Raw genomic sequence first — 18,687 nt, forward strand, 5'->3', positions numbered from 1 at the left:
TTTTATCTTTGTCAAAACATCCTTTTTATGAATAAAATTACCTTATTATTTTTATCACTAATCATTGTTTCATGTGGTGTGAAACAAACACAATCTATGTTAAGTAATGGCGATTATGATGGCGCAATTATTAATGCTATAGATGCATTACGAACCAATAAAAATGCAAAAGGCAAACAAGATTATGTCTATTTATTAGAAGAAGCATTCGCTAAAGCTAAACAACGCGATTTAGAAACTTTAAATTTATTAATTAAAGAAAACAATCCTTCTAACTACGAAAGAATCTACAATTTATATACACAATTAAATAACCGTCAAGAACGTATCAAACCTCTTTTACCTCTTCAATTATTGAAAGAAGGTCGAAATGCTATTTTCCCAATGGATGATTATTCTGATGAGTTAATTAGTAGTAAAAATAATCTTTCGGGTTTTTTATATGCAAACGCTAAAAAATTATTAGCTTCTAAAAATAAAATGGACTTTAGACAAGCTTATGATGATTTAGCCTATTTAGATAAATTAAATCCAAATTATAAAGATGTTAGGGCTTTAATGGATGAAGCACAATTTAAAGGGACAGATTTTGTTCATGTGTATACAAAAAATGAAACCAATATGGTAATTCCTGTTCGTCTACAAGATGACTTATTAGATTTTAGCACCTATGGAATCAATGATAAATGGACCGTTTACCACAATAACCGTCAGAAAGGAGTCAATTATGATTTTGGAATGATTGTTAACTTTAGAGAAATTAAAATTTCTCCTGAGCAAGTTAAAGAAAAACAGTTTATCAAAGAGAAACAAATCAAAGATGGCGTAAAAAATCTAATCGATGCAAACGGAAACGTAGTAAAAGATAGTTTGGGCAATCCAATTAAAGTGGATAATATGAAAACTATCACTGTTAGTATTTATGAATTTACTCAGTTTAAATCATGTCAAGTAACTGCTAAAGTAGATTATATTGATTTTAGAAGCAATCAATTAATTGACGCATTCCCAGTAACGAGTGAGTTTATTTTTGATTATATTTATGCTAATTATAATGGTGATAAACGCGCTTGTGAAGAATCATATTACCAATATTTTGATAGAAGAGCAGTTCCTTTTCCAAGTAACGAACAAATGGTTTATGACACCGGCGAAGATTTAAAAGCCAAACTAAAAGGTATTATTACTAATAATAAATTTAGAAGGTAGATTTTGCCCCAACCCTTTAAAGAGTTGGGGTTTTTAATTTATACTCTTAAATAGGCTCTCAAATTTTTAACACAAAGCAAACCATGAAACTTTAACAAAATGTACAGAAAATCTGTAATGCAGTGTGATGAAGATAGTTTACATTTGAATTTGAACTCATAAACCAAACTATATGAAGCAAAAATTCTTAAAAAACTCCCTACTATTATTCCTAATTGGAATGATTATTGCGTCTTGTTCGTTAGAAGAAGATTACTCCAATAGTAATTCTTATCAAAACAAAGTAAAAATTATGCACAAAAGTTTTAATGATTTACTAAAAGACCAAAAGTTCAGTAAAGCTTACAACAAAGTGCAAGCTCAAAAAAACAATGCCGCTAAAACGGTTATGGAAGAACAATATCAGTTTACAATTGCTGATAAACCCGTTAAAATTGTTCAATCAGAAAACGGAACAACCTATACCCTTTTGATTAACAGAACTATTGATGATGCTAACACATTTGAAAACCTAGTAATTAAATATGAAAACGATGGTAGTATCAATGCTACAATTATCAATTATCAGCCGTTTTATCCATTAAATACTATGAATTATTTTACTGGTACTGCATTTAATGGTTTGCAATCTGTTACACCTATTGTGTATAACGATGCATTAGTGAGTACAACAGGAAAAATATCATCAGATTGCTATTCAGTTTGTACGATACTTTGCCATGATTTAACAGAGAGTGGCCCTTATTCTGTGCCACATCCGCCAGGGTCTTCTTGCACAGGAAACAATGTAACCATTGATTGTGTGGTAACATGTTGGGGCGACAACATAGGTGGAGAAGATGCAGGAAATGACATTGGCACAGCAGACAACACCTCTGGTGGCGGAACAGATAGTTCTAACAATTCTGGAAGTGTTTCAACCCCTCCAAATAATTGTGGAAACTGCAATAACCCTATAGAAACAGCTCCTGTTTTAGAGTTGGATGAGGAGGAAGAAGAAATTGACCCTTGTACAGATTTGAAAAATAAATTTGTCTCAAATAGAGAAAACATAAAACCAATAATAGATTCTTTAAAAACATTTTTAAATGAACCTGATGAAAGAAGCGTTTCTTTTAAAATAACAAGAGTAATAGATCAGCCTGATAATTACGAACATTTATGGGAAGTTGGAAATGGTAATACGGCTCCAGTAAGTTTTGGAAGATTTTGGTATGGTTCCATACATACCCACCCTTTTGGATCTGACACAATGTTTTCTTGGCAAGATGTCGATAATTTACTCAGTCTTTATCAGGGAGCAACAGCCAGAAACAAAGGGCTTGTTTTTAATATGATTGTAAGTTCAAATGGAGATGTATATTGTATTAAGGTTGATAATATTGTAAAACTGAAACTTCAAATTGAAAACGACTGGAATATTCCCGAATTGGCAGATTGTGATGATAGTGAAAAAAACGCCGCATTACTTGAAATGATGCAAGAAGTATATTCATCGGATTCAAATAGCGAAAGAGCTTTTTTGAAAAAATTTTCAAACTATGGTGTTTCATTATATAAAGCAGATAGTACGTTGACTAATTGGTCCAAATTATCACTAACTGAACCTGTTTCTGCCAACTCCATTGTAAATAATTCACCTTGTAACTAAAAAAATAAATTATGAAAAAAATAATAACACTTTTACTTTTGTTAAACTTTTGTATAATTAATGCTCAAACTCCTATTATTAATTTGGAAGATAAAGATGGTTCAAGATTAAATGGAGCCTATTATAAAGATATAGATAGTGTCTTTAATAACTATGAAGGTGTTTGGGAATATTCAAATGGTTTGGACACGTTAAAAATTGAATTACGCAAAATAACATTCCAATTTTTAGGTAGGTATTATGAAGATGTTTTGGTTGGAGAAATAAAATATGTAAAAAATGGTGTTGAAAAAGCAAATACATTATCAGAAATAAATGCAAATTATGGAAAAGAAAAAAGACATACAATTTCTGGTAATACTATACTTACTTCTCCACAAAGATTGAACTGTACAGATTGTGCACCAGGGGAAAAAAGGGTATATCTAGGTTTTAAAGATCCAAATCCTTCTATAGGTAGGGCTGGGTACATTATTTTCAAAAAAACAACAGTAGCAAATCAAGAAGCTATAAAAATATTTATAGGATATGCTGGTGTAAGAAAAAGAGATGGTGAAATAATTCCAGAAACTACAATTCCGTATGGTTGGTACACTTTAATTAAACAATAATCCATACAACAACGACTTTTAAATTATAAAAATCGTTGTTGTCTTTTTTTGTACATTTATGTTATGATAAAAAAATTGAAAATAATTATTTTACTCTTGCTTTCTATTGGTTGCAAAGCACAAAGCACTTATCCTTTATCTAATTTTCAACAGAAACATTTAAAGAATAATAATTACATAAAAGATACTGAACACGTTTATGACAATTTTGTGGGTACTTGGCAATGGACAAATGGTACTTCAACTTTTACTATCAAACTTCAAAAAGTAGAATACTGGAAAGCACCAAATGATAATTATTATTCAGATTTAATACTTGGGGGATATCGTTATGAAGAAAACGGAAATGTATTAGTTGATAAGCTAAATTTTACAACCAGTTTTACAATTGACCCAGCAACTTGGGTTGATTTTGCCCAAATGCAAGGAGGTGTTTCATATCCTGACATAAATGAATTGGGTATGATTGTAAACGATTACATCAAAAACAAAAGCTGTATGGCTGAGTTAACTTTGCAAATAGGTCCTAATGGCGAACAACAGCTACAATGGTATTTGCATGATTTTGAAACATACAGAAACCCGAGCTTAGGTCCAAAACCATTAGACTTTTCAATCCCTACAAATGTAGTACTAACAAAACTGTAAAATTTTCAACAACGGCTTTTACAATTCTAAAAGTCGTTGTTTTTTTGTACATTTATGTTATGATAAAAAACACACTTAAAATATTATCGCTTTTATTATTTACAGTAAATGTAAATTGCCAAGTAACTATGATTGTACCACTATCTAGCATAGAAAGTGATTATGCAAATGGGGTTTACATGAAAGACTTAGACAATGAACTACCTTTTTATGTAGATACTTGGGAGGGTGTTTTAAACAACAAAAAATATACTTTTGAATTTGTAAAATTTACACAGCATTTGTTTCAATATGAGTCTGGAGGTGATTATAGCTACAGCGATATGTTAAAAGGTAAATTCAAGGTGGTTGATTTAGCTACAGGTATAACTCTTTATGATAATTTAGCAGCAACTGATTATGAGGATTATACTATTTTCTTAACTTCTCTTCAATCTGGCGGTTCTTTTTCATACGTAGACGCTCAAAATTGTTATAATACTGCTGATTTTCAACTTTATAAAGTATCAGGAAATCCAAATCAACTGCATTACAATCAATTTAGACTAATAAGTTATGCGTACTTTTTTGATTGCCCATATGAAAATCAGGAGGACATACCTATGTTTCTACCAACCGGAGATTTAATATTAACTAGACAATAAAAAAATAAGCGGTTTATAAAACATAAGCCGCTTTTAGTTTTATATATCTAATACTTTTTTTAAACGTTAACAAATTAATCTCAAATCTTCAACAGCAATATCACTATGCGATGCATCATAAACAACTACTCCATTCTTAATTAACAATACTTGTGGCGATTGATGCTGTACATTAAATCGGATTGCAATTTCATTAGAAATAGCTCTATAATTCAATAAATCTAAAAAATAAGGATTTATTTTTTCTTCCAAATTAAAATCATTTTCAAATTGTTTTAAAGCAAATCTACTGATACTACAACGCGTACTGTGTTTAAAAATTAAAACTGCTTTTTCTTCTGACATTGAAACAATTAAATCTAATTGATCCATAGCCGTTAATTGATTCCATTCCATCTTATTGTTTGGTTTTTCTTCTTCAGAAGCCCCAAAAACATTCTTCAAAAAACTCATTTTTGTCTCGTTTTAAGACATTTTGACCTGATTTATTTAACAAATCACTTAAAAACAAGTCAAATTGTCTGATTTTTTACTTTGGAACATATATTGTCCAATTCTAAACAAAAGTAAACAACTTACAACATAATAAAAAACATGAACATTAATAAATTCACAATCAAATCACAAGAAGCTTTGCAACAAGCACAGCAAATTGTACAAAGTTTTGGGCAACAACAGCTTGAAAACGAACACTTATTCAAAGGGATTTTGGAAGTCGATGAAAACGTAACTCCTTTCATTTTGAAAAAACTCAATGTAAATGTAGATCTTTTCAAAAAAGTATTAGACAGCACTATTCAAAGTTTTCCGAAGGTTGCTGGCAGTGATATTATGTTTTCTCGTGAGGCTGGAACCACAGTAACTGAAGCAGAAATCATCGCCAAAAAAATGAACGACGAATTCGTTTCTATCGAACATTTGATCTTAGCTATTTTCAAATCAAAAAGCAAAGTTGCACAAATTTTAAAAGACCAAGGGGTAACTGAAAAAGGTTTGCAAGCAGCCATTGACGAAATGAGAAAAGGCGAAAGAGTAACTTCTGCTTCTGCCGAAGAAACTTATAATTCTTTAAATAAATATGCTAAAAACTTAAACGAATTAGCTAAAAATGGAAAACTAGATCCTGTAATTGGTCGTGATGAAGAAATTAGAAGAGTGTTACAAATTCTTACACGTCGCACCAAAAACAATCCAATGCTGGTAGGTGAACCTGGTGTTGGTAAAACAGCCATTGCTGAAGGTTTAGCACATAGAATAGTTGACGGTGATGTTCCCGAAAATCTAAAAGACAAAATTGTTTACTCATTAGATATGGGTGCGCTAATTGCTGGTGCAAAATATAAAGGAGAATTTGAAGAACGACTAAAAGCTGTAGTGAAAGAAGTAACTTCTGCCGAAGGTGACATTGTACTTTTCATAGACGAAATTCACACCTTAGTTGGTGCTGGCGGTGGCGAAGGTGCTATGGACGCTGCTAACATTCTAAAACCAGCTTTGGCTCGTGGTGAATTACGTGCCATTGGCGCAACCACTTTAGACGAATACCAAAAATATTTCGAAAAAGACAAAGCATTAGAAAGACGTTTCCAAAAAGTAATGGTTGATGAACCAGATACCGAAAGTGCGATTTCTATTTTGCGTGGTATTAAAGAAAAATATGAAACACATCACAAAGTGCGCATCAAAGACGATGCTATTATTGCAGCTGTTGAACTTTCGCAACGTTATATTACTAATCGTTTTCTTCCTGATAAAGCTATCGATTTAATGGACGAAGCGGCTTCAAAATTACGCATGGAAATCAATTCAAAACCAGAAGAATTAGACGTTTTGGATAGAAAAATCATGCAATTAGAAATCGAGATTGAAGCTATTAAAAGAGAAAATGATGAAACTAAATTGAAAGTACTTGGCTTAGATTTAGCTAACTTAAAAGAAGAACGCAACGAAATTTTCACCAAATGGAAATCAGAGAAAGATGTTGTAGATAATATTCAAAATGTAAAGCAAGAAATTGAAGATTTCAAAATCGAAGCCGAACAAGCCGAGCGAAATGGCGATTATGGAAAAGTAGCCGAAATTCGTTATGGAAAAATCAAAGAAGCACAAGAGCGTTTAGATACATTACAAATTCAATTAGCAGAAAACCAAGCAGGAACTTCTTTAATTAAAGAAGAAGTTACTCGCGAAGATATTGCAGAAGTCGTAGCAAAATGGACAGGAATTCCTGTAATGAAAATGCTACAAGGCGAAAGAGAAAAATTACTTCGTTTAGAAGAAGAATTACACAGAAGAGTTGTTGGACAAGAAGAAGCTATTGAAGCCGTGAGCGATGCTGTTCGTAGAAGTCGTGCAGGATTACAAGATATGAAAAAACCAATTGGTTCGTTTTTATTCTTAGGAACAACTGGTGTTGGTAAAACAGAATTAGCCAAAGCTTTAGCCGAATATTTATTTGATGATGAAAACGCTATGACCAGAATTGACATGAGTGAATATCAAGAGCGTCATTCAGTTAGCAGATTAGTGGGTGCGCCTCCAGGCTATGTGGGCTATGATGAAGGTGGACAATTAACAGAAGCTGTAAGAAGAAAACCATATTCTGTAGTATTGTTAGATGAAATTGAAAAAGCACACCCTGATACGTTCAATATCTTATTACAAGTTTTGGACGAAGGCAGATTAACTGATAACAAAGGTCGTGTGGCTGATTTTAAAAATACAATTATCATCATGACTTCTAATATGGGAAGTGGTATAATTCAGGAGAAATTCGAAAACTTAAAGGGTTCTGTTGATGCCGCAACAGAAGCTGCAAAAGTAGAAGTCTTGGGTTTATTGAAACAAATTGTTCGTCCAGAATTTATCAATAGAATTGACGAAATTGTAATGTTTACACCTCTAACCAATGCAAATATCAAAGAGATTGTTGGCTTACAATTAAAAAGTGTTATTAAAATGTTGGCACATCAGCAAATCACAATGGATGCCACGCCTGAAGCAATTGATTACTTGGCAGAAAAAGGTTTTGACCCACAATATGGTGCTAGACCAGTAAAACGAGTAATTCAACGAGAAGTGCTAAATCAACTTTCTAAAGAAATTTTGGCTGGTAAAGTTACTGTTGACAGCATCATTTTGTTAGATAGTTTTGATGGGCAATTGGTATTCAGAAACCAAAACTAATTAAAGTAAGTAGTTTTTTTCATAAATTAGGTTTGTTTAGTTAGTCCCAATAGATTATTATGTCTATTGGGACTTTTTTTTATCAACTAAAGCTTGAAAAAAATGATTTTTTTATTTAGGTTTACTACATAAAATCATATTATGAAAAAACTTCTTACCCTCGTATTGACAATTCTATCTTTTACAGCTTATTCACAAGAATTAAAGTTTGAAAAACCAAACTATAACAAAATTGAAAAAGAAATTGAAAAAAAATCTTCAAGTTATTATTATGAAAAACTTAAAGAAAAATTCAATTCTTCAGATTCTACTATGACTTTAGAAGAAAAAAGACATTTATATTATGGCTTTTCTTTTCAAAAAGAATATTCAAGCAGTTATCATAATAAGGCTAATGATAGTTTAATGAATATTCTAAATAAAGAAGATTATTCGACAGATGATTTTAAAAAAATTATAGAATTTGGTAATCAAATTTTATCTGAAAATCCATTTGACTTAAGAGTATTAAATTATCAACTCTATGCTTATGAAAAAATGCAAGAGAAAGATAATTATATGAAAAAACTAACTCAGTTTACTATAATTGTAGATGCTATTTTAAGTAGTGGTGATGGTACTAGCAAAGAAAATGCTATTTACGTAATTAATGTTTCACACGAATATGATATTTTGAATATAATTGGTTTCGAATTTGGTGGCAGCCAAAGTCTCATTGCTGGTCAATATGACTATCTCAAAGTAAAAGAAAATAAGTTTAAAATAGATGGATTATACTTTGACATTAGTCCAAGTATCAAAAACATTGAAAATATGTTTAAAGATTAATATCTCTTTTAATAAAAAACCAATTAAAATTATGAAAAAACTATTTTTATTAGTCCTATTAGCCATATCAATCGTTTCCATAGCGCAGGAAAAAAATGTAATAAACGACATAAAAAAAATAAAAAATAAAGAATTAGCTAAAGCTTTTGCAACACAAGATATTGTTTTTGATGAAATTGAAAATTTTTTAATTTCCGAAGAAATTACCAAGAATGATTCTTTACAATCAAGTATAGAAAAATTGTCTGAATTATATAACTCAATTAGTAAAAATAATAGCGCTTTTTATGCCTTAAAATTAAATAAAAAAGAATTTGAGTTATTAGATAACTATTATATATACCGATTACAAAAAATTGATTCTTTATACAAACCATTTTTAACCAAGCAAACCGCTTCAAATAAACAGAAAACTGATGAATCAAAGACTACAAAAGTTGAAGAGACAAAAGTTGAAGAGACAAAAATAATTGAATCCGCTCCATCTCATGAATCGTGCATCAATTCTGAATTAGATGTGAACAAATGTTTTCAAAATATCATTTTAAATAAAGTTAGAAATAATTATAATGTACCTGAATATAGAACTATTGGTGTTCCTCAATTAAAACTTTTTCTTAATCTAAACATCAATAAAACCGGAAAATTAGAAACCAAAAATATTCTACGCTCTAGCGGTTATTTTGAATATGACATGGAAGCTGTTCGTGTTATGAGTATTATTAAAAAAAATATAACTTTTATTCCTGCTTATTCAAATGGTAAACCAGTTAATTGCTCATATATTATCCCAATAAACGTTGCAATTATTGAAGATTAATTTTCAAAAAAACATATATAATCCTCAATAATCTTGAGGATTTTTTTTGCCTTAAAGTCTATCAAAAAACATTAAGTTAAGTAAAATGATTTTCATTGTTAAACAAGTTTCTAATTATAAATTACTAAATTTGAATAACTAACCAAAAACGCATTATTATGAACAAGATTGTATTAAAAAACGCATTATTTGGAAGCATTATTGTTTCTGCATTACTGGCATTTGTTACTATATATATGAAAGCAAATCCAGAAAAAGAAGTAAGTATGATGGTTGGATTTTCTGGGATGATTCTTGCTTTTTTCTTTGTGATATGGGGAATTAAACAACAGCGAGATGCAGATCATGGAGTAATTTCTTTTGGAAAAGCTTTTAAGACCGGTTTTTTTATAACTCTCATTATTTCAACAATTTACGTTTTAGTTTGGCTAATTATACTTTATAATTATTTCCCAAATTTTGCCGAACATTATACTAATATGGCTATTCAAAAAGCAAGTCCAGAAGAAGTTGCAAAAGTAACCGAAGAAATGAACTCTTTTAAAGAAATGTACAAGAATCCAATTTGGGTGATCTTATTTACATATATGGAAATTTTACCTTTAGGAATTGTTTTTTCATTGATAAGCGCATTATTTTTAAAGAAAAAAACAAACCTATTCTAATGAAACAACCACAAATCTTTATTCCGTTATTTTTCATCGGACTAATCCTTTCAGGAATTAATCCAAAGGAATATTTTACTTGGTTTTTAGAAGTATTACCTGCTGCAATAGGCTTTGCTATTCTAGCTTTTACTTTTAAACGTTTTCAATTTACCAATTTTACATATTTTTTCATTCTCATTCATTGCTATATTTTATTCCTTGGCGGACATTACACATACGCTGAAGTTCCACCGTTTGAATGGATAAAAGAAACGTTTAATCAAAGCCGAAACAATTATGATAAAGTAGGTCATTTTGCTCAAGGTTTTATTCCAGCTATGATTGTGAGAGAATTATTCATTCGTAAAAAGGTCGTTTCAAACCAAAAATTTTTCAACTTCATTGTTGTTGCAATCTGTTTGGCAATTAGTGCTGCATATGAATGGTTAGAATGGGGCGTTTCGATTTGTACAGGTGAAGGTGGTGATGCTTTTTTAGGAACACAAGGCTATGTTTGGGACACACAATCTGATATGCTATATGCAACTATTGGTGCAATTTGTATGCTGATTTTCTTTAGCAAGAAACACAATAAAGCAATTCAAGAGCAAACTCAATAACAAAATACAAACTATAAAATGTTACAACTCAACTTCTCTCCTTTTCCAATACTAGAATCAGAGCGTTTACGTTTTAGAAAGCTAACAGATAATGATGCTCCAGAAATTTTAGTACTTCGAGGCAATCCAGAAACTATGAAGTTTATTCCAAGACCATTGGCTACAAGTATTGAAGATGCTTTGAATCACATCAAAATCATTAACGACAAAATAGACGAAAACATTGACATCAATTGGGCTGTAACCGAAAAAGGAAGTGACAAATGCATCGGAATTATGGGTTTTTACAGAACGCAACCAGAACATTATAGAACTGAATTAGGTTACATGATTGCACCCGAACATTGGGGAAAAGGTTATGTAACTGAAGCGGTAAAAACATTATTAAATTTTGCTTTCAATTCCTTAAATTTTCACTCTATTGAGGCGGTAATTGACTCAAGGCATAAAGCTTCGGAACGTGTTTTACAAAAAGCTGGTTTTGAAAAAGAAGCCCATTTTAAAGAGAATTTTTATTATAACAACGAATTTACCGATACCGTAATATATGGTTTATTAAAACGAAATTTTATAAAATAAAATATATGACCGAATTTGAAAAACAATTCCGCGAAGTTCAAGAACTTCTCAAATTTAATGACTTTAATCAAACCATAAAACGAGTAATCGATTTTACTTTAGATACCGAAAACATTGATTTTTATACAAAAACCAATGAATTTTTAAATTGGCTAGATAATAATGAAAAAGAAGACGATGATAAAAAAACTCGTTTAAAAATCTTGTTAGATGAACTTCACTCGTTTTTAAGCAAAAAAGAATGTCACAATCATCAAACCATTATTTCGGTTAAAAATCTACAAAAAGTATACAATGTTTCTTTTGGTTTGGGTCCAATAAATTTAGACATCAAAACAGGTGAAATCATCGGTTTAGTGGGTGAAAATGGAAACGGAAAAACAACTTTGCTTCGTAGTTTATGTGGCGAATTACATCCTACATCTGGAACCATAAATTACCAATTCCTGTATGATGATTTGTATGATTTACGAACTAAATTAGTTTACATTCCACAACGAACTGACACTTGGCGTGGTTCTATGTATGAAAATTTAGAGTTCACTGCAAGCTGCTACGGCTATTCGCCAGAAGAAAATAATTTGGTAGTTGATTTAGTCATAACACGTTTAGGATTGCGAAAATTCAGAAAACATTACTGGAATAATTTATCATCTGGCTACAAAATGCGTTTTGAATTGGCTCGAATGTTACTCCGTAAGCCAAAGATTTTATTAATTGATGAACCTTTAGCTAACTTAGATATTTTGGCACAACAAACAATTTTAGACGATTTTAGAAACATTGCTAATTCGGCTTTTAGACCAATTGCTATTGTGTTGAGTTCGCAACAATTGTACGAAGTGGAAAAAACATCAAATCAAGTGGTTTTCTTAAAACGTGGTTCACAAAAGAACTTGAATTCCGAAAATGATGTGGCGAAAAATTGCATTATCGAATTTGAAAGTTCATTGAATTTAAGCGATTTAAAACAAGCTTTTTCATCTTTAGAAGTAATTTCTTTAGAACAAAATGGCGGTACATTTATCGCTACTTTTCCAGAAAAAATTGAAATGAATGATTTCTTGAAAGTGGTCATAAACCAATCTATTCCAATGACTTATATGCGAAACATTTCAAATTCAACCCGCCGTTTTTTTGTGAACTAATAAAATAAAAATCATGTTTAAAGATATACAGAAAAAATTATTATTAAAATATCCATTGCTTTGGAATACCAAATTTGTTCCTATGATTGCAATTGGATTACTACTTCACATCATCTTTTTTGGATTAGGTTATTTAGACGGAACTATTGATTTTTCAAACAAAAACAATATTGATATAGAAGCAATATCTATTATGTTTGGTGTATTAATCAACATAATAATCACAATATTATGGTTAGTTAACTACTTTAAAAACAATTCATTAAAATCATTTTACAGCAAATCAAAATATAGTTTATTCTACGAATGGTTACAAATATTTATTATTAGTACATTATTTATTACGTTTTATTTGCCATTTTCAGTTGGGAAACAATTGCATCAAAAAAGTTATTATTCGCTTGAAGAAACCACAAATCGTTGCAAAACTATTGCTACTGCTGATATGTTTATTGATGGAAGTTTTGAAGATACAGAATTAGATTCAATACATAAATCAAAATTAAATGATGAAGAATACAATAGATATTTAACCGGTGAAATAGGAGTTAGCAGAGATTCAAATTATTATTATTTTAATAAAGATTACATCACTTTCAAAGAAAAAAAATACAATCAATTTTCGCTACTAAATAGAAATACATATGAATTTACTGTAATTTCAAGAGAGCAAGATTCGCTAAATAAAATACAAGTTCAAAATTGGTTGCATCAAAACGATCAAGCTGAAGTTAAAAAGCTAATGGACAATTATTTAAGTTTAATTAGAGAGCATAATTTAGCAACTAATCTAACTTTAGATAAATGGTTTGACATTGTATATAAAGCGCCTAAATTTGATGAATTTTTATACATTCAACCTTACTTAAAGCAATATGAAACCGAAAATTCTTACTATTATAATGATTATGAAACAGCAGTTGCAGTTCCAGAATATGAAAGAAAATACTCAAAATATTTTGCGCAACAAGACGTTTTAAAAGAAAAATATAACACTGTATCTGAAGCACATACAGATTCCTTTTTTAAAATTGAAATTATTTTAGGCCTTTTGTATGGTGCTTTAGGACTATCCTTATTAATATTCTCATTTAGAACAACCTCTGGGAAAAGTTGGTTAATTGCTAGTGTTACTACAGGTATAATCAATATAATATATGGGATTTTTACTGTGGTTTCAAGAGCTGACATGTTGTATTTTTATTTAATAATACCAACTATTTTAGCAATTATCCTTTACTTTTTTATCATATGTTATAAAAAGAAAAATTTACAATTAAGCAGAATTACATTGAATTTATTATTATGGTCATTTGCAACTATAATTCCTATTACATACTTTATCATAATTGAAGCAAATAGACCAGACTATTACGACAATTATGCTTTGCAACAATTTGAAAATAGAGAATTATATGATTGGTTAAATTATCACATTGTTCACATGTTTACAATAAATTTTATTTTATCAATAATAATCCTATTCTTTTTATCAAAAATCATTAGAAACTGGAAAGGAATTGCAGAAAATTAAACATGATAGTTTATATAAAAAAGCTCCCAAATTTGGGAGCTTTTTTATTTATGATAATCCAGTAATCACACCATTATTATCAATATCAATTCGTTCTGCGTTTGGAACCGCTGGTAAACCTGGCATTCGCATTACTTCACCTAAAAGCGGCACAATAAAGCCTGCACCACTCGCAATTTCAAACTCACGAACGGTAATATCAAAATTCGATGGGCGACCAATTAACTTCTCATTGTCAGAAAAACTCGCTGGTGTTTTTGCCATACAAATTGAAAAGTGACCAAATCCTAAATCATTAATCATTTTTAACTGTGCTTTCGATTTTGGAGAAAATTCTACCGAATTCGCTCCATAAATCGTTTTGGCTACCACATTAATTTTATGCTCAATACTGTCAGAAGGTTGGTACAATGGTTGGTAATTAGCTGTTCCTTTTTCAATTTCTTCAACTACTTTTTGTGCTACTTCAGCCGAACCTTTTCCACCTTGAGCAAATGCAGTACTAACAATAGCAGTTACTCCTTTTGTAGCACAAAGCTCTTTCAATTTATCATATTCCGCTTGCGTATCATCTGGAAAAGCATTGATACAAACCACAGGATTCAATCCAAATTGTTGCATGTTTTCAATGTGTTTTTCCAAATTACAGAAACCTTTCTCAATAGCACTTACGTTTTCCGTTTTAAAATCTTCCGCAGCTAATCCCGCATGGTGTTTAATGGCTCTAATCGTAGCTACTAAAACCACAGCATCTGGTTTCAAACCACTTTGTTCACATTTGATATGCAAGAATTTTTCAGCACCTAAATCGGCACCAAAACCTGCTTCTGTTACTACGTAATCACTTAATGACAAGCCCATTTTGGTAGCAATAGCAGTATTGGTTCCTTGCGCAATACTGGCAAATGGTCCACCGTGTAAAATCGCTGGATTTCCGTCTATTGTTTGAACTAAATTTGGTTTAATTGCATCTTTCAATAAAGTTGCCATGGCTCCTACTACATTCAAATCTCGAGCGAAAATAGCTTTTCCATCTAACGTTTTTCCAACAAATATATTTCCTAAACGGAATTTCAAATCTTCTAAATCTTTTGCCAAACACAAGATCGCCATCACTTCCGAAGCTGGTGTAATATTGAATCCGTCTTCACGCATGGTACCATTCGCTTTCGCTCCTACTCCAATAATAATTTGACGTAAAGAACGGTCGTTCATGTCCATTACACGTTTCCATGCAATTGATTTTGGGTCAAGATTTAAAGAATATTTCGTGTTTTGCAGATTGTTATCAATCACAGCAGAAAGCAAATTATTAGCTTTCTCAATTGCCGAAAAATCGCCAGTAAAATGCAAATTGATATCTTCCATTGGTAACACTTGCACATAACCACCACCAGCAGCACCACCTTTTAAACCAAAAACTGGCCCAAGTGAAGGTTCACGTAAAACGGCAATCGCTTTTTTACCGATGTAATTCAATCCATCTGTTAAACCAATCGACATCGTAGTTTTGCCTTCTCCATATTTTGTTGGTGACATTGCAGAAACTAAAATCAGTTTCCCTTTTGGGTTTTCTTGTTGTAAGTGTAAAGGTAATTTGGCTTTGTACTTGCCATAAAATTCTAAATCGTCTTCAGAAATGTTGATTTTTTTGGCAATATCTTTAATATGAGACATCATTGCGTTTTGCGCAATTTCAATGTCTGATGGAAATGTTGACATTTAAGAGTTGTGTTTTAATTTGGAACGAAATTAAGTGTTTTATTTGGAATGAAAAATGATAAAAATCAATAAAAAAAACCTGCAAAGTAAAAAACCTTGCAGGTTATAAATTATTCTAAAGACAACGTAATTTGTCCGTCGTCGTCTAATTCGATATTGAAATCTGTGATATCAGTACTTTCATTATCATCAGAAGCTTCTTGTTGTGTTTCTGGTTCTTCTAATGCTTCTTCGTAAGGCAACGGATCTAATAAATTAATCTGCTTCAGTTTATCTGTAGTCAATTGGTTCCCCAAAGCTTTAATTCCTTTCACAGAAATAAACTGCTCTAAATCCACTACTTGATTTTCTTTTTGAACACCTTTCACTTTAGCAAAAACTACCTCAGCCACTGGACGCCAATCGGTAGAAACGATTTCTAATTGTGATTTCTCGTGTTCGGTAATGAAGATTTCCTCTTTATTTTCGTTTTCAATTAAGAAACGTTTTACAAAATATCTGTCTTTTTCTCCATCGAAATAAATACAAGAAATCGGTTTATTTGGATTCCATTTTTCTAACACAATCATGTCTTCTTCAAAATGTGTAGAAAGTTCAGGAATTATTGTTTTCAGTTTCCCTGATTGGTTGACGATTAACAAACGGTCGTTTGGTTTAAATTCACCTAACAATTCGCCTCTTCCATCAACATTCAATCGTTGTACGGTATCATCAAACCAAACTTTTCTCGGACGTAAAGTAGAAATTCCTTTCTCTTTTAGTTCGATTTTTTTGATAGGGTATTTTGTAACCGTATTTCCGCGAGAAGCTCTTCCTTTGATGGCAATATCCGAAAAATCGACATCCCATTTCAGTTTTTTCACGCTTCCTACTTGTCGTAATAAAATCGTAACCACTTCGGCTTCTCCGTTTGGATTCGCTGAAAAATACGACACCATTGAACCTGGTTTTTCTTGTGTTAAATCATAAAATTTATCACGAGTTACCCCAGAAACATTAAAACGTTTGATAAATGTAGAACCATTTTTACCATCGCGATACATCATATTGTAAATGGTACGTTTGTCATTTTTATCGAAAACCGCTATGTGAATGATGTCTTTTCCAACAAACTTTTTATCGTCGATTTTGGTCACCATCATTTTTCCATCGCGTAAGAAAACAATAACATCATCAATATCCGAACATTCGCCTACATATTCGTCTTTTTTCAAACCCATTCCCACGAAACCTTCTTCTCTATTCACATAGAATTTTTGGTTACGCAATACTACTTTCGTTGCTTGAATATTATCGAAATTACGTAATTCGGTTAAACGTTCTCTTCCTTTTCCGTATTTGTCTTTTAAAGTGGTGAAATAATCTACTGCATAATCAATCAAATGATCCAAATGGTATTTCACTTGTTCGATTTCGGCTTCCAATTTCGCAATCGCATCGTCAGCTTTATCCGAGTCAAATCGTGTAATACGAATCATTGGAATTTGCGTCAAACGTTGCAAATCATCGTCTTCAATTTCGCGGATTAGAATCTTTTTGAAAGGCTCAAATCGGTCGTACATGTATTTGTAAAGCGAATCTCTATCCGAATACAATTTGAAGTCGATGTACATTTCTTCACGAATGAAAATCTTCTCTAAATTCGCAAAATGCCACTTACCTTCGAGTTCGTCTAATTGAATTTCTAATTCGCGTTTTAAAATATTCAACGTACGATTGGTAGAAATCTTCAAAATATCGGAAACCCCAATAAACAAAGGCTTATTGCAATTTTCAATCACACAACCTAGCGGTGCAATAGACAATTCACAATCAGTAAACGCATATAACGCATCAATCATTTTGTCTGGCGAAGTTCCAGGTTGTAAGTGAATCAGGATTTCAACCTCAGCAGCGGTATTATCTTCAATTTTCTTAATTTTGATTTTTCCTTTTTCATTGGCTTTCAAGATACTATCAATCAATTTGGTAGTATCAGTTGAAAACGGAATTTGGGTAATCACCAAAGTATTTTTATCTAAAGGTGCAATTCTAGCTCTCACGCGTACACGAGAACCTCGCATTCCATCATTATAGTTGGAAACATCGGCAATTCCGGCAGTTGGAAAATCAGGAAATAAAGTGAATGGTTTTCCTTTCAAAATTTTAATCGACGCATCAATTAACTCAATGAAATTATGAGGTAAAACCTTAGTCGATAAACCTACGGCAATACCTTCGCCACCTTGTGCTAACAACAATGGAAATTTTACAGGCAAATGAATCGGTTCGTTTTTACGACCATCATAGCTCAATTGCCATTGGGTAACTTTTGGCGAAAACAATACATCGTGACCAAATTTTGAAATTCGCGCTTCGATATAACGAGGTGCTGCGGCTCCGTCACCAGTTAGGATATTTCCCCAGTTTCCTTGACAATCAATTAACAAATCTTTTTGTCCGATGTTCACCATTGCGTCTCCAATACTCGCATCTCCGTGAGGATGATACTGCATGGTGTGCCCAATGATATTCGCCACTTTGTTGTAACGACCGTCATCCAACTCTTTCATGGAGTGCATGATACGACGTTGTACGGGTTTGAAACCATCTTCAATCGCAGGAACGGCACGCTCTAAAATTACATAAGAAGCGTAATCCAAGAACCAATCTTTGTACATTCCTGTAACTTTGGTAATGGTATCTTCTGGATTTTCGTTGTTTTCGTAAAAATGATGTCCCGTTGACACATGAATATCCTCAAAACCTTCCTCTTTTTGAGGCTGGTCTTGATTTTCTAAATTGTCGTCTTCTGGGATGATGTTATCTTCTTCGTCTTTCATTTTTATGCTGAATTATTT

Annotated in this window: 16 protein-coding genes; 13 read left to right on the plus strand and 3 right to left on the minus strand. The window is 31.6% G+C overall.

The features are described from left to right. Nucleotides 1-27: 27 nt before the first annotated feature. From G4L40_RS06115 to G4L40_RS06135, 5 genes are all read left to right on the plus strand, one after another. Entirely contained in the window at nucleotides 28-1,209 is a 1,182-nt protein-coding gene (locus G4L40_RS06115; protein WP_166236314.1) for a hypothetical protein, read from the plus strand. A 172-nt stretch (nucleotides 1,210-1,381) separates the two neighbouring features. Further along, entirely contained in the window at nucleotides 1,382-2,860 is a 1,479-nt protein-coding gene (locus G4L40_RS06120) for a hypothetical protein (protein ID WP_166236315.1), read from the plus strand. An 11-nt stretch (nucleotides 2,861-2,871) separates the two neighbouring features. Next, nucleotides 2,872-3,471, plus strand: a complete 600-nt coding sequence (locus tag G4L40_RS06125; RefSeq protein WP_166236316.1) for a DUF6705 family protein — start codon at nucleotides 2,872-2,874, stop codon at nucleotides 3,469-3,471. A 75-nt stretch (nucleotides 3,472-3,546) separates the two neighbouring features. After that, entirely contained in the window at nucleotides 3,547-4,119 is a 573-nt protein-coding gene (locus G4L40_RS06130) for a DUF6705 family protein (protein WP_166236317.1), read from the plus strand. Nucleotides 4,120-4,178: 59 nt separating this feature from the next. Then, a complete protein-coding gene (locus G4L40_RS06135) occupies nucleotides 4,179-4,763 on the plus strand; it encodes a hypothetical protein (protein WP_166236318.1) in 585 nt (194 codons plus the stop codon). A 66-nt stretch (nucleotides 4,764-4,829) separates the two neighbouring features. On the opposite strand, the gene ytxJ is transcribed toward G4L40_RS06135, so the two are convergent. Next, a complete protein-coding gene (gene ytxJ / locus G4L40_RS06140) occupies nucleotides 4,830-5,216 on the minus strand; it encodes a bacillithiol system redox-active protein YtxJ (protein WP_166236319.1) in 387 nt (128 codons plus the stop codon). 141 nt (nucleotides 5,217-5,357) lie between these two features. On the opposite strand from ytxJ, the gene clpB reads away from it, so the two are divergent. The 8 genes from clpB (at nucleotide 5,358) to G4L40_RS06180 (ending at nucleotide 14,125) form a co-directional block, all read left to right on the plus strand. Next, the gene (clpB, locus tag G4L40_RS06145) at nucleotides 5,358-7,949 is read left to right on the plus strand and encodes an ATP-dependent chaperone ClpB (RefSeq protein WP_166236320.1); all 2,592 of its coding nucleotides are present in this window, start codon (nucleotides 5,358-5,360) and stop codon (nucleotides 7,947-7,949) included. A gap of 141 nt (nucleotides 7,950-8,090) precedes the next feature. Further along, the gene (locus G4L40_RS06150; RefSeq protein WP_166236321.1) at nucleotides 8,091-8,777 is read left to right on the plus strand and encodes a DUF4919 domain-containing protein; all 687 of its coding nucleotides are present in this window, start codon (nucleotides 8,091-8,093) and stop codon (nucleotides 8,775-8,777) included. A 31-nt stretch (nucleotides 8,778-8,808) separates the two neighbouring features. Continuing rightward, nucleotides 8,809-9,597 carry an energy transducer TonB gene (locus G4L40_RS06155; RefSeq protein ID WP_166236322.1) on the plus strand — a complete coding sequence of 263 codons (789 nt, stop codon included), beginning with the start codon at nucleotides 8,809-8,811 and terminating at the stop codon, nucleotides 9,595-9,597. Nucleotides 9,598-9,755: 158 nt separating this feature from the next. Beyond that, nucleotides 9,756-10,262, plus strand: a complete 507-nt coding sequence (locus G4L40_RS06160) for a DUF4199 domain-containing protein (RefSeq protein ID WP_166236323.1) — start codon at nucleotides 9,756-9,758, stop codon at nucleotides 10,260-10,262. Then, nucleotides 10,262-10,864 (plus strand): DUF2238 domain-containing protein, encoded by a 603-nt coding sequence (locus tag G4L40_RS06165; protein WP_166236324.1) that lies wholly within the window; start codon nucleotides 10,262-10,264, stop codon nucleotides 10,862-10,864. Before G4L40_RS06160 ends, G4L40_RS06165 begins: the two co-directional genes overlap by 1 nt. A gap of 18 nt (nucleotides 10,865-10,882) precedes the next feature. Next, the gene (locus G4L40_RS06170; RefSeq protein WP_166236325.1) at nucleotides 10,883-11,443 is read left to right on the plus strand and encodes a GNAT family N-acetyltransferase; all 561 of its coding nucleotides are present in this window, start codon (nucleotides 10,883-10,885) and stop codon (nucleotides 11,441-11,443) included. Between the two features lie 5 nt (nucleotides 11,444-11,448). Further along, nucleotides 11,449-12,591 carry an ABC transporter ATP-binding protein gene (locus G4L40_RS06175; protein WP_166236326.1) on the plus strand — a complete coding sequence of 381 codons (1,143 nt, stop codon included), beginning with the start codon at nucleotides 11,449-11,451 and terminating at the stop codon, nucleotides 12,589-12,591. Between the two features lie 13 nt (nucleotides 12,592-12,604). Next, entirely contained in the window at nucleotides 12,605-14,125 is a 1,521-nt protein-coding gene (locus tag G4L40_RS06180) for a hypothetical protein (protein WP_166236327.1), read from the plus strand. A 48-nt stretch (nucleotides 14,126-14,173) separates the two neighbouring features. On the opposite strand, the gene G4L40_RS06185 is transcribed toward G4L40_RS06180, so the two are convergent. Both G4L40_RS06185 and G4L40_RS06190 read right to left on the minus strand, forming a co-directional pair. Further along, complete coding sequence (locus tag G4L40_RS06185) at nucleotides 14,174-15,847, minus strand: formate--tetrahydrofolate ligase (RefSeq protein WP_166236328.1); 1,674 nt, start codon at nucleotides 15,845-15,847, stop codon at nucleotides 14,174-14,176. 110 nt (nucleotides 15,848-15,957) lie between these two features. Then, nucleotides 15,958-18,669, minus strand: coding sequence for a DNA gyrase/topoisomerase IV subunit A (locus G4L40_RS06190; protein WP_166236329.1), 2,712 nt, complete (start codon nucleotides 18,667-18,669; stop codon nucleotides 15,958-15,960). Between the last annotated feature and the right edge of the window lie 18 nt (nucleotides 18,670-18,687).

This window comes from Flavobacterium celericrescens, from assembly GCF_011392075.1.
In the GTDB taxonomy this organism is placed as follows: Bacteria; Bacteroidota; Bacteroidia; order Flavobacteriales; family Flavobacteriaceae; genus Flavobacterium; species Flavobacterium celericrescens.